This is a genomic window from Murimonas intestini (assembly GCF_024622195.1).
GTDB lineage: Bacteria > Bacillota > Clostridia > Lachnospirales > Lachnospiraceae > Murimonas > Murimonas intestini.
The window spans coordinates 66,654-79,349 of sequence record NZ_JANKBI010000018.1 but is presented as its reverse complement, the minus strand read 5'-3'; the positions used below and the strand labels follow the sequence as shown (position 1 = coordinate 79,349).

Genomic DNA, 12,696 nt, shown 5'->3' with positions numbered 1-12,696 from the left:
TCTTTTCTCAAATGCGAAAAAATGGTATTATATATCCATATATGGTTAGACAGAGTGGGTGCACTCAGCACCGGGAGCTTGTAAAAAGCAAGGAGAAAATCGAGGCTTAGATATTATGAAGAGAAATAAAAAAAGTAAGATCCAATATGCCGGGAAACTGAAAGCATATCTGCAGTGGCCGATCGCAATCGTGATACTTGTGCTTATCATGAATGTTTCCGTCTATTACTTTAATGTGAAAGCCGGACTGACGGTGTCAGCCTTTTGTGTGATACTGGTCATACTGTTGTTTATGATCATGTTCTATTATAAGCCCAGGCTTATGGATGAGATGATTTCTTTTGCCACACAGTACGGACAGATACAGAAGACGCTGCTCTATGAGCTGGAGATACCGTATGCCCTTCTGGACTTTGACGGACGGATTATCTGGATGAATGAGAAATTCTGTGAGATCGTGGGCAAAGACCAGAAATACAGGAAGAATATCCTGAATCTGTTTACAGAACTGAACCAGAATGTACTCCCAAAGGATAAAGAGGAGAATTCTGTGGAGGTACACGGGGGAGAGCGGTATTATACTGCGAAGATGAAGAAGGTGTCCATTGACAGCCTTGCGGAGGCAGTTACTATAATGGATGTACCCCAGGACCGTAATTATATGATAGCGCTGTATCTGTTTGACAATACAGAGCTGAAGAATTACATCAAGGCGAATGAAGAGCAGAAGCTTGTAGCCGGACTAATCTATCTGGATAATTATGATGAGGCGCTGGAGAGCGTAGAGGAAGTGAGACGGTCGCTTCTAGTGGCGCTGATTGACAGAAAGATCAATAAGTATATTTCTAATATTGACGGTATTGTCAAAAAGATTGAGAAGGACAAGTACTTTATTGTACTCAAACAGAAGTCTCTGGATATACTGACACAGAACAGGTTCTCCCTTCTGGAGGAAGTCAAGACAGTAAATATCGGCAATGAGATGAGTGTGACGCTGAGTATCGGGATCGGCATGAACGGTTGCGGCTATGTCCAGAATTATGATTTTTCCAGGATAGCCATAGAGCTGGCACTGGGACGCGGCGGGGACCAGGCAGTTGTCAAGGACAATGATAAGATATCATATTACGGGGGCAAGTCCCAGCAGATGGAGAAGAGCACCCGTGTGAAAGCGCGCGTGAAGGCACATGCGCTGAGAGAGTTTATGGGGACTAAGGATGATGTGGTGGTCATGGGACATAAGATCACAGACATTGATTCATTCGGCGCTGCCATCGGGATCTACCGTGCAGCCATGATGATGAACAAGAAAGCCCACATCGTCATACAGGAGATCAATGGCTCTATCAGGCCGTGGATAAATATGTTCCTCAACAATAAGGATTATCCGGAGGATATGTTTGTAACCCATGAACAGGCAAGAGAGATCGTGGACAGCAACACTGTTGTCGTAGTGGTGGATACGAACAGGCCAAGTATGGCAGAGTGCGCTGAGATTCTGGACCAGACTAAGACGATCGTGGTCCTTGACCATCACAGGCAGAGCAGTGAAGTTATCAAAAATGCCGTACTGTCTTATATAGAGCCGTTTGCATCATCAGCCTGTGAGATGGTGGCTGAGATCCTTCAGTATTTTGCTGACGGGATAAAGCTGAAGAGCCAGGAGGCTGACTGTATCTATGCAGGTATTATTATTGATACAAATAATTTCGTGGCCAAGACAGGCGTGCGTACCTTTGAAGCGGCTGCTTTCCTTCGCAGATGCGGAGCGGACGTGACAAGAGTTCGCAAGATGTTAAGAAATGACATGCCGTCCTACAAGGCCAGGGCAGAAGCAGTGCGCCATGCCGAGGTATTCCTGGACAGCTACGCTATCAGCGCCTGCCCCAGCAAGGATCTGGAGAGCCCTACTGTAGTCGGGGCGCAGGCTGCCAACGAGCTTTTGAACATTATAGGTGTAAAAGCCTCCTTTGTGATTACAGAGTACAACAGGAGGATATATGTAAGCGCCAGGTCTATTGATGAAGTGAATGTACAGATCATCATGGAGCGCCTGGGGGGAGGCGGCCATATGAATATAGCCGGCGCCCAGATGGATGGAATATCCGTGGAAGAGGCAAAAAAGAAATTAAAAGATATAATTATTAAAATGACAGAAGAAGGAGCGATTTAACAATGAAAGTAATTTTAATAGAAGATGTAAAGAGCCTTGGCAAGAAGGGCGATACAGTCAATGTCAGCGACGGCTACGCAAGGAATATGCTTTTTCCAAAGAAGCTGGGGATAGAGGCAACGCCGAAGAATATTAATGACCTGAAGCTTCAGAAAGCACATGAAGAGAAGGTTGCCCAGGAACAGCTGGAGGAGGCCAGGGCCTTTGCAAAAGAGCTGGAGTCAAAGGAAGTGACGGTTTCTGTGAAAATGGGAGAGGGCGGAAGAGTGTTTGGCTCCGTGTCAACAAAAGAGGTGGCCGAGGCTGCAAAGTCACAGCTGGGTTATGAGATTGACAAGAAAAAGATGCAGCTGTCCAGTCCGATCAAATCTGTGGGCACTACTCTTGTGCCGGTTAAGATCCATCCAAAGGTGACGGCACAGCTGAAGGTAATTGTAAGAGAGGCATAGGAGGAGTCACAGATGGAGGAAGAACTCATAAAACGAGTATTGCCTCACAGTGTTGAAGCTGAACAGTCCGTAATCGGTTCTATGATCATGGACAGGGAAGCTATACTGACAGCTTCTGAAATTATTTCAGGGGAAGACTTCTACCAGCATCAGTACGGAATCGTCTTTCTGGCTATGAAGGAGCTCTACGATGAGGGAAAGCCGGTGGATCTGATAACACTTCAGGACCGGCTGAAGGAAAAGGATGTTCCGCCAGAGATCAGCAGCCTGGAATTTGTCAGGGATCTTCTTGCCAACGTACCCACATCAGCGAATGTGAAGTATTATGCGGAGATCGTAAAAGAAAAATCCATGTTAAGGAAGCTTATCAAGGTTAATGAAGAGATTGCCAATACATGTTATCTGGGCAAGGAACGTGTAGAGGACATCATGGAGGATACAGAAAAAAAGATATTTGACCTGGTACAGCGAAGGGGCGGCGGAGATTTCGTGCCAATCAAGCAGGTCGTGTTAAATGCCCTGGATAAGATAGAGGCCGCTTCAAAGACAAAGGGGAGCGTTACGGGCATCCCTACAGGTTTTATTGATCTGGACTACAAGACATCGGGATTCCAGCCGTCAGACCTGATCCTGATAGCTGCCCGCCCTTCCATGGGAAAGACAGCTTTTGTTCTGAATGTGGCTCAGCATATGGCCTTTAAGGTGAACAAAACAGTTGCCGTATTCAGCCTGGAAATGTCAAAGGAACAGCTTGTAAACAGGCTTCTGTCCCTGGAGTCCAGGGTGGATTCCCAGTCCATCAGGACAGGAAACCTGACAGATGATGACTGGGGAAAGCTGATAGAAGGCGCCGGGATCATCGGAAAATCAAATCTGATCATAGATGACATGCCCGGTATTTCCATAGCGGATCTGCGTTCTAAATGCAGGAAATACAAGATGGAGATGGATCTGGGGATCATTATCATTGACTACCTGCAGCTGATGACTGGAAGTAAGAAATCAGAATCCAGGCAGCAGGAGATATCAGAGATCTCCCGTTCCTTAAAAGAGATCGCCAGGGAGCTGAATGTGCCTGTGGTGGCTCTGTCCCAGTTAAGCCGTGCGGTTGAAAGCCGTCCTGACAAGCGGCCTATGCTGTCGGACCTGAGGGAATCTGGGGCTATTGAGCAGGATGCCGACGTAGTAATGTTCATATACAGGGATGACTATTATAATAAAGACACAGATAAGAAAAATATTGCTGAGATCATCATTGCAAAGCAGAGGAATGGCCCGATTGGTACGGTAGAGCTGGTATGGCTGCCAAACTATACAAAGTTTGCAAATATGCAGCGTGAATAAACAGATAACGAATTAGAGCAGATAATGTAAAAAACAGTCCTGTTTTCAGAAAAAGGGCTGTTTTTTGTTGCTATTTGCGAAATATTAGAGTAGGCATGTTTTGGCAGATGTGGTATGATATTAGGGATTAAGGAGGGGTAGAAATGGATGAAGTCCGTTATATGATTTCAGATGCCTCCAGAATCGTTCAGGTAGAAGCTCATGTGCTCAGATACTGGGAAGAAGAACTGAACCTGAACGTAGGGAGGACTGAGCTTGGCCATCGTTACTACACCGAGAAGAATATCCATGAATTCATGAATATTAAAGAACTAAAGGAAAGAGGGCTGCAGCTGAAAGCTATAAAGGTGCTGCTGCCGGAATTGGATAAGAAAGAACATAAAAGCCTGGAGGATGCCTATGAGAGCTATGCAGTCCGGGGAGCGGACGAAGACGGCGGGAGAGCTGACGAACAGTACATTAATACGGAGTGTTGCATGCCGGAAAAAGAGGATGAGACAGTTCAGGAGGCAGAGACAGATCCAGGGGAAGAATCAAACGGACAGGACCCGGAACAGGAGGCCTGGGGCAGGGAAGAACCTGAGCCGGCACTGCAGAAGAGTGATGGGACATCGCTGGCGGAGCTGGATGCCCAGACGCAAAAACTGTGGCAGTTTGAACACATAGCTGTTAATGCCTTTAAACAGGCATTAAAGGAGAATAATAAGGCTTTAGAAGCAGACATAAGTGATGCTATCGTCCGTGAAATGGACATCCTTATGAAGCTGAGAGAAGAGAGGGAAGAGGAGCGGTACAGAAGGCTGGATGAGTCTATACGCGCCCATCAGAGCTTAAGCCCCCATAAAATGACTGCCGCCGCCAAAGAAAAAAGGACAGGCGGATTTAGGTGGTTTAAAAGACATTAAAGAAAATAGCGGCAAGCAGGGTGAAAATGATCAGCCTGCTTCCGCTATTTTTGCTGTACGTTCTTTACAGCCAGGATTTCAGGTATTCTTCCACAGAGCTGCTCATTTCTCTGGAAAAATCAGAATTATATTTGCGCTGGCAGAAGGCCCGGCACCAGTCCTCGTAGCTTTTCTGACCGAAACGCCCTTTAAAAGTATTGTAAAGCTCCTCACCGTGAAGAGAATGATATGTATTTTCGTGGACGATGGAGGAGAGGGGACAGCGTTCTGGTTTGGGCCTCTCCATCTGCTGTGCAGTAGGGTAGCCAAAGACTGCCATAGCTGCGGGGAAGACATAATCAGGCAGAGCCAAAAGTTCTCTGTGGACCCGGCACTGTTCCATGATATCACCAATATAGCAGGAGCCAATGCCAAGGCTCCAGGCTGCTGTCACAGCATTTTGTGCTGCTATCAGGGCATCATCAACAGCCAGAAGCAGGTCGCCGGGGGCAGGCTTTCTGGGGGAGGCGCCAGTCTCCAGGAAAGCATCATACCATTTCTGGAAATCAGCGCAGAAGATAAGTACAAGCGGCGCCTTTGCGATAAAGGGCTGATTGTCACAGGTGACGGCCAGCCTGTCCTTAAGCTCCTGGTCTGTAATATCCAGGATAGTGTAGAGCTGCTGATTGCCTGCTGTGGGGGCCTGTGCAGCAGCGTGCAGGATGAGGAGCTTGTCCTCTGCCGGGATCGGCCTGTCTTCAAATGAACGCACAGATTTGCGGCTGAAGAGGGATTGAATTACTTCATTCATGGTTTATCTCCTTTTGGATGTTAAAGAAAAAATGTGCTCTTCATGTACTATGGAACAAAAAAAGATCCTGCCTCCGGATTCCGGGGAACCCTGCGGCAAGACCTTTATCAGTCCTTATTATTCGCCTGCTACAATAGCACCGTTTGGACATTCAGCTTCGCATGATCCACAGTCAAGGCAAGCATCTGCATCGATAACATATTTGTCATCTCCTGCGCTGATTGCTTCTGCCGGACATACAGCTTCGCATGATCCACATGATACACATTCGTCTGTAATTACATATGCCATAATTCTTATCCTCCTTATAAAATACAGTTTCAGACATCTTGTCTGTCTTCAATTCATTTTAATACATCTATATCAATTATACAAGTGAAATATTTGTTAAAAAGCTGTAATATTTCGGTTGCTTTTCTAAATATTTTCATGGAAATTTATGGAGTCCCAACAGGTTTGCTGATATCTCTGCGCCGTCTGCGGATTCCCTCCATGATAAGTTTTCTCGCTTCAAGTGCGGCTTCTTTTGTACAGTCAGGAAGATCTCCCAGAGGATAATCCATGCCGAGTTTTTCATACTTGGCCTTACCCATAGTATGATATGGAAGGACATCCAGCGCCTTTACATTTTTAAGGCCGCCGATAAAGTATCCCAGTTTGTCCAGATATTTTGGATCATCTGTGATGCCGGGAACTATGACATGGCGGATCCATACGGGGATCCCCCTCTTTTCCAGATATTCTGCAAATGCCAGAATACGGCTGTTGTCCTGACTTGTCAGCTCTTTATGTTTTTCGGGATCGATGTGCTTAATATCAAGCATCACCAGATCAGTCACCTGCATCAGTTCATCCATTTTTTTCAGGCAGGCCTCACTCCCGGGAATGAAGGTAATGCCTGAAGTGTCGATGCACGTGTGGATATCCAGTTTCTTTGCCTTTTTGAACAGATCCAGCACAAAATCTATCTGGAGAAGAGGTTCACCGCCTGTAACGGTAAGACCGCCTTTCTGATAAAAGGCCTTATTTTTCATATAGTGCCCAAGGATCTCTTCCGAATCCGTTAAGGTTCCGGTACGAGGCTCCCAGGTGTCAGGATTGTGGCAGTAGAGACACCGCATTGGGCATCCCTGCATAAACACCACATACCTGACGCCAGGTCCGTCTACGGTTCCGAAGCTTTCCTGGGAGTGTACATAGCCTTCCATATTACATTGCGCCGTGGAAAGTCCTTGAAATAACCTCGTCCTGCTGCTCTTTTGTTAATTTATTAAAGTTTACCGCGTATCCGGAAACACGGATTGTCAGCTGAGGATATTTCTCAGGATGTGCCTGAGCGTCTAAAAGAGTCTCTTTTGTAAATACATTTACGTTTAAGTGGTGACCGCCTTTTTCTACATAGCCGTCTAATAATGACACCAGGTTATCGATCTGTGCGTTGTTTGCTTCCATGTTCAAATCCTCCTTATTATACTTTACAGTTTTATCTTATCAATTTACGGGCCGGCTGTCTATAGCAGTTTATGACAATTTCCCGGATGGAATGTCCTGCTATTCGATTGTTCCTTCACAGCATCCTAAATCAAGCTCTACTTCCAGTTCGCCTGCAAAGATCTTATCATCCTTGCCAAGTGCACCGGGAATGATGGAGAAGGTATTGGAGATACCGTCCTGTGCATCCCTGAATGGCAGCTTGGATACAGATGCCAGAGAAGCAACAGCTCCGTGGGAGTCGCGGCCGTGCATTGGGTTAGCTCCCGGTGCAAATGGTTCACCGGCTTTTCTTCCGTCAGGAGTAGCGCCTGTATTCTTTCCGTAAACCACATTAGATGTGATGGTAAGGATTGAAGTTGTAGGTCTTCCGCCGCGGTAAGTGTGATTGCCCTTGATATATCCCATAAAGGTGTGTACGATCTCAGCAGCAATCTCATCAACACGGTCATCATCGTTTCCGTATTTCGGGAAATCACCTTCCACTTCGTAATCTACAACAATACCGTTCTCGTCACGGATCGCTTTTACCTTAGCGTATTTAATGGCAGACAGTGAGTCAGCTACTACGGAAAGACCGGCGATACCTGTGGCAAACCAGCGTGTCACTTCCTTATCATGGAGAGACATCTGCAGTTTTTCATAGCAGTATTTGTCGTGCATGTAGTGGATGATGTTCAGTGTGTTGACATACACTCTTGCAAGCCATTTCATCATATCCTTATAGTGATCCATCACATCATCATAATCCAGGTATTCAGAAGTGATCGGACGGAACTTAGGTCCTACCTGCTTCTTGGAGATTTCATCCACACCGCCGTTGATAGAGTACAGAAGGCATTTAGCCAGGTTTGCACGTGCCCCGAAGAACTGCATCTCTTTACCAACACGCATAGAAGATACGCAGCAGGCGATAGCATAGTCATCTCCGTGAGTTACACGCATGAGGTCATCATTCTCATACTGGATAGATGATGTTTTGATTGACATAGCTGCACAGAACCTCTTAAAGTTCTCCGGAAGCTTTGTGGACCAGAGCACTGTCAGGTTCGGTTCCGGAGCCGGTCCCAGGTTCTCAAGTGTATGCAGATAACGGAAGGACATCTTTGTGACCATTGGGCGTCCGTCGATGCCGACACCTCCGATGGACTCTGTTACCCATGTGGGGTCTCCTGAGAACAGGTCATTGTATTCAGGTGTACGTGCGAATTTAACAAGACGCAGCTTCATGATAAAGTGGTCTACGAACTCCTGAAGCTGTTCCTCTGTGAATGTTCCGTTCTCCAGGTCACGCTGTGCGTAGATATCCAGGAAGGTGGAAGTACGTCCCAGGGACATAGCAGCGCCGTTCTGTTCTTTTACAGCAGCAAGGTAACCGAAGTAGAGAGCCTGGATAGCTTCCTGTGTGTTAGAAGCCGGCTTGGAGATATCACAGCCGTAGATCTCGCCCAGTTTCTTTAATTCTTCCAGAGCACGGATCTGTTCGGACAGTTCTTCGCGGTTGCGGATTACATCAGAGTACATAATAGTACGTGTTCCGTCTTTCTGCTCCTTCTTGTCCTCGATCAGGCGGTCAACACCATAGAGGGCTACACGGCGGTAGTCGCCGATGATACGTCCCCTTCCGTAAGCGTCAGGAAGGCCTGTAATGATATGGCTGGAGCGGCAGGCACGCATTTCCGGTGTATATGCATCAAACACACCTGCATTATGTGTCTTTCTGTGTTTTTCAAAGAATTCTACGATTTCCGGATCTACTTCATATCCGTTGTCCTTGCAGGCTTTTACTGCCATACGGATACCGCCGTAAGGCTGAAGTGAACGCTTGAAAGGTTTGTCAGTCTGGAAACCGACAATTTTTTCTTTAGATTTATCAAGATATCCAGGGCCGTGTGAAGTGATGGTGGAGATGATCTTAGTATCCATATCCAGTACTCCGCCGGCTTCCTGCTCTTTACGGGTCAGGTCCATAACCTGTGCCCACAGGGCCTGAGTATCTTCTGTTGCACCAACTAAGAAGGAATCATCTCCTTCATAAACGGTGTAGTTTTTCTGAATAAAGTCGCGGACGTTAATTTCTTTTACCCATACGCCCTTGGTGAAGCCTTTCCACTCTTCTCTCATTACAATAACCTCCTAAGGAATGCTTGTGATTAGTTGTACCCATAAAAAGATAAAATATTAATTAGGTCAGCCCTGTTAAATATTTATCATATTCATATAGTACTATGTACATTGTATACAAGTCAATAGCTAAATCTGTTTTTTTTTAAGTACAGTGTCGAAAATGATAATAATAATTAATAATAAGGAAATAATGTACGATACAGGTAAAAAAAGGATGGTTTTCCAAACGCTCAAAGTATCAAATACTGGCGGAAAAGTAGGAATAATGCCTTGCATCAGGATAAGAAAAGTATTATAATAGGAACCATCTCGAAAAGAAGGAGGGATTTTAGCATGAAAGTAACAAAGGATATGTTAATTGGGGAAATTCTGAATATGGATCCAGACATGGCGGCAATTCTTGTGGCAGGCGGAATGCACTGCGTAGGATGCCCGAGCGCACAGATGGAATCTCTGGAAGAAGCTGCTATGGTTCATGGTATAGAGCCGGATGTATTGGTTGCGAGAGTGAATGCATTTCTGGAAACAAAAGAAGCTTAATAAAATTAAGTAAGTCCCGGTCTGAAGGGGCTGTGTTATATGATGCCGCCCGGGGCAAAAGAAAGCTGCCGTACAGTCCACAGACTGGAATGGCAGCTTATTTTTTAGGTAAGGGGGCAGACTGATATGGTCACCATTAAAGAACTAGCTAATATTCTGGGAATCAGCACGACAACAGTTTCTAATGTCATCCACGGCAAGACGAGCGAGGTGTCGCTTGCTACAGTGGAAAAGGTACAGAAACTTTTAGAGGAATATGATTATACCCCGAATATAAATGCCAGGAACCTGGCCCAGAACAGGTCTAAAATCATAGGTATGGCCCTGTTCAGCAATGAGGATAAATATAAGAATATAGTTGCCGACCCGTTTTTTGGCAGTCTTGTCGGGGCAATCGAAAAGGAAGTCAGAAAAAATAATTATTTCTTTATGCTGTACGTATCTGATGATATAAGCGAGATCATCAGATACGTGTCCAGCTGGAATGTGGACGGCCTGATTACTGTAGGAATGAACAGGGATGAGTACCTGAAAATAAGAGGCAGGTATAAAAAGCCCATTGTTCTGATAGACAGCTATGCCCCCAAGGATATCATGGACTATGTGAACGTGGGGCTGGACGATGAGGGCGGCGGCTATATAATGACAAAATACCTGATAGAAAACGGTCACAGGGAGATTGCCTTTATATGTGATAACCTGGAGGGCGTGGACTATATGCGCTACAGGGGATTTAAAAAGGCAGTGGGAGAAGCAGGGATCGTCTTTGATAAAAAGAACCTGATCATAATTTCACCTGTGGAAGGGGAAACTGCTGTCAGCATGAGCGAAGTATATGAAGCTGCCCAGAGGGTGACGGCAATGTTCTGCTGTTCAGATAATTACGCACTGCAGGTCACCAATGAACTTTTTGCCCGGGGGATGGATGTCCCCGGCGATGTGTCAATAGCAGGATTTGATGACAATATATTTGCAAAGGTATGCCGGCCGGCACTTACCACTGTGTATCAGGATGTTGACAGAAAGGGCACAGTGGCTGTAGAAAAGCTCATGGCGATGCTGCGTGGCGAGGAAAATCCGAAGGACGAGATACTGCCTGTAAAGATCGTGGTAAGAGACAGTGTCCGAAAGCTGTAAAAGTACAGGAAAAGGAAGAAAAAGCTTCTAAAAAGCAGATAAATCGATGTTGGTTTATCTGCTTTTTTATATTTTGCACAAAAATGACAGTGCTGGATTGTGAAAATATGTCAAAGGTCTATTGTACAAAAGTTATAAAAATGTAGCTTATGCGCATAAGTTATTGACTTATGCGCATAAGGTGATTAAAATCAAAGATGTAAATAAAACTTATGCGCAAAAGCAAACAGGGCAGCGCAGAATATAGTAAGAATAAAAATATGAGGTGAACAGCATGAAAAAGAAATTATTATCAGCGGTGTTGGCAGGAGTTATGGTAATGGGGACTTTGGCAGGATGTGGAAGCAGCTCTGCAACTGAAACAGAAAAGGAGACCAAAGCGGACACAACTGAGGCAGCAGCACAAGATGATACGGCAGCAGCGGAGGATACAGCAGCAGGAGATACGGCAGCAGCAGAGGATGCGGCAGAAAGTACGGAAGCGGCAGGCGAAGAGGCAGCGCCCACCAGTGAGCCTATCAGATTTATGAACACGAAGATTGAGATTGATGAGCCTCTTAAGGCTTTTGCAAAAAAATATCAGGAACAGACAGGGCAGGAGGTTGTCATTGAATCCCTGGGAGGCGGAGTGGATGTTAACGGACAGCTGAAGAATTATTATGCAGCAGGAAATATGCCGGATATCTTCGCATATGCAGCTGACTCCTATCAGTCTTTTAAAGACTGGCTGGCGCCACTTGACGGTGAATCATGGATCGCTGATACAGACTATGCTTTTACAGCAGATGATGGTACTGTCGTAGGTATGCCGTTTGCAGTGGAAGGAATTGGAGTTACATATAATAAGGACATCCTTGATAAAGCCGGGATTGACCCCGCCACACTTACGACAATTGACGCTTACAGGGCAGCATTTGAGAAGCTGGATGGTATGAAGGATGAGCTGGGGCTTCAGGCAGTATGCTCCGTGGCGGCTGAATCAGGACAAATGAACTGGTCTACAGGAAACCATATGATGGCTGTCTATATCGCACAGGGACAAGACAGAAGCGATAAGTCTCTGATAGAGATGGAACAAAAAGGTGAAATTGACAAAGAGCGTATGTCACAGTTCGCTGACTGGGTAAAATTACTCTTTGACTATGCAGACCAGAACGTGCTGATATCAGGAACATATGATGACCAGCTGGCACTGTGGGCACAGGGCAAAACAGCTTTCATCACACAGGGAAACTGGATTGACCCTTCCCTCGACACATATAATGCAACATTTGCCTGCGGGATCGCCCCGGCAGCATTCTCTGCAGAAGAGACAACAGGTATCCTTGCAGATGCTCCTGCAGTGTGGGGAATCTATAAAGACAGTGACAAGATTGACGCATGTAAGAAGTTTTTAGAGGCACTGGCAACAACTGAAGAAGGGCAGCAGGCGCTTGTAATTGACTGTGGTATGGTATCACCGTTTAAATCCTGCAAACTGGAGCCGACTACTCCTCTGGCAGCCAGCATGATCCCTTATATTAAAGATGGCAATACTTATGCATGGGATTGGCTGATGCAGCCGGAAGGTATTGCACAGAACGCTACAGGTGCGGTATTCGAGCTTTATGCGAAGGACCAGCTCGACAAAGAAGGGTTTGTAGATATGATGGAGTCCACTATAGCAGACTATGCGGCACAGCAATAAGCTGTGCTGCAATCCCGGGCAGTTACAATAAGCCAGTTACAATAAGCGTCAGA

11 protein-coding genes and 1 pseudogene are annotated in these 12,696 nt (G+C 45.9%); 7 read left to right on the top strand and 5 right to left on the bottom strand.

Going from position 1 to position 12,696, the window contains the following annotated elements; all coding sequences use genetic code 11:
• The first annotated feature begins 115 nt into the window (after window positions 1-115).
• The 4 genes from NSB28_RS20450 to NSB28_RS20435 all read left to right on the top strand — a co-directional run bounded on the left by NSB28_RS20450 (window position 116) and on the right by NSB28_RS20435 (window position 4,871).
• Window positions 116-2,173 carry a DHH family phosphoesterase gene (locus NSB28_RS20450; protein ID WP_109748433.1) on the top strand — a complete coding sequence of 686 codons (2,058 nt, stop codon included), beginning with the start codon at window positions 116-118 and terminating at the stop codon, window positions 2,171-2,173.
• 2 nt (window positions 2,174-2,175) lie between these two features.
• Window positions 2,176-2,622, top strand: a complete 447-nt coding sequence (gene rplI / locus NSB28_RS20445; protein WP_109748434.1) for a 50S ribosomal protein L9 — start codon at window positions 2,176-2,178, stop codon at window positions 2,620-2,622.
• Window positions 2,623-2,634: 12 nt separating this feature from the next.
• The gene (dnaB, locus tag NSB28_RS20440; RefSeq protein WP_109748435.1) at window positions 2,635-3,966 is read left to right on the top strand and encodes a replicative DNA helicase; all 1,332 of its coding nucleotides are present in this window, start codon (window positions 2,635-2,637) and stop codon (window positions 3,964-3,966) included.
• A 143-nt stretch (window positions 3,967-4,109) separates the two neighbouring features.
• Entirely contained in the window at window positions 4,110-4,871 is a 762-nt protein-coding gene (locus tag NSB28_RS20435; RefSeq protein ID WP_109748436.1) for a MerR family transcriptional regulator, read from the top strand.
• A gap of 64 nt (window positions 4,872-4,935) precedes the next feature.
• Here NSB28_RS20435 and NSB28_RS20430 read toward each other — a convergent pair whose 3' ends face one another.
• The 5 genes and pseudogenes from NSB28_RS20430 to pflB form a co-directional block, all read right to left on the bottom strand.
• Window positions 4,936-5,661: a nitroreductase family protein gene (locus NSB28_RS20430; protein ID WP_109748437.1), complete on the bottom strand. Its 726-nt coding sequence runs from the start codon at window positions 5,659-5,661 to the stop codon at window positions 4,936-4,938.
• Between the two features lie 117 nt (window positions 5,662-5,778).
• Window positions 5,779-5,952 (bottom strand): DUF362 domain-containing protein, encoded by a 174-nt coding sequence (locus NSB28_RS20425; protein ID WP_109748438.1) that lies wholly within the window; start codon window positions 5,950-5,952, stop codon window positions 5,779-5,781.
• A gap of 146 nt (window positions 5,953-6,098) precedes the next feature.
• Entirely contained in the window at window positions 6,099-6,869 is a 771-nt protein-coding gene (gene pflA / locus NSB28_RS20420) for a pyruvate formate-lyase-activating protein (protein ID WP_109748439.1), read from the bottom strand.
• Window position 6,870: 1 nt separating this feature from the next.
• Window positions 6,871-7,131 (bottom strand): annotated as a pseudogene (gene grcA3 / locus NSB28_RS20415) (autonomous glycyl radical cofactor GrcA3); the annotation flags it as partial.
• Between the two features lie 81 nt (window positions 7,132-7,212).
• Entirely contained in the window at window positions 7,213-9,276 is a 2,064-nt protein-coding gene (gene pflB / locus NSB28_RS20410; protein WP_109748441.1) for a formate C-acetyltransferase, read from the bottom strand.
• A 336-nt stretch (window positions 9,277-9,612) separates the two neighbouring features.
• Here pflB and NSB28_RS20405 point away from each other — a divergent pair, with 336 nt between their 5' ends.
• The 3 genes from NSB28_RS20405 (at window position 9,613) to NSB28_RS20395 (ending at window position 12,643) form a co-directional block, all read left to right on the top strand.
• On the top strand, window positions 9,613-9,819 hold the full coding sequence (locus NSB28_RS20405) for a DUF1858 domain-containing protein (protein WP_109748442.1): 207 nt from the start codon (window positions 9,613-9,615) through the stop codon (window positions 9,817-9,819).
• Window positions 9,820-9,945: 126 nt separating this feature from the next.
• Entirely contained in the window at window positions 9,946-10,956 is a 1,011-nt protein-coding gene (locus NSB28_RS20400; RefSeq protein ID WP_109748443.1) for a LacI family DNA-binding transcriptional regulator, read from the top strand.
• Between the two features lie 274 nt (window positions 10,957-11,230).
• On the top strand, window positions 11,231-12,643 hold the full coding sequence (locus NSB28_RS20395; RefSeq protein ID WP_109748444.1) for an ABC transporter substrate-binding protein: 1,413 nt from the start codon (window positions 11,231-11,233) through the stop codon (window positions 12,641-12,643).
• Window positions 12,644-12,696: the final 53 nt, after the last annotated feature.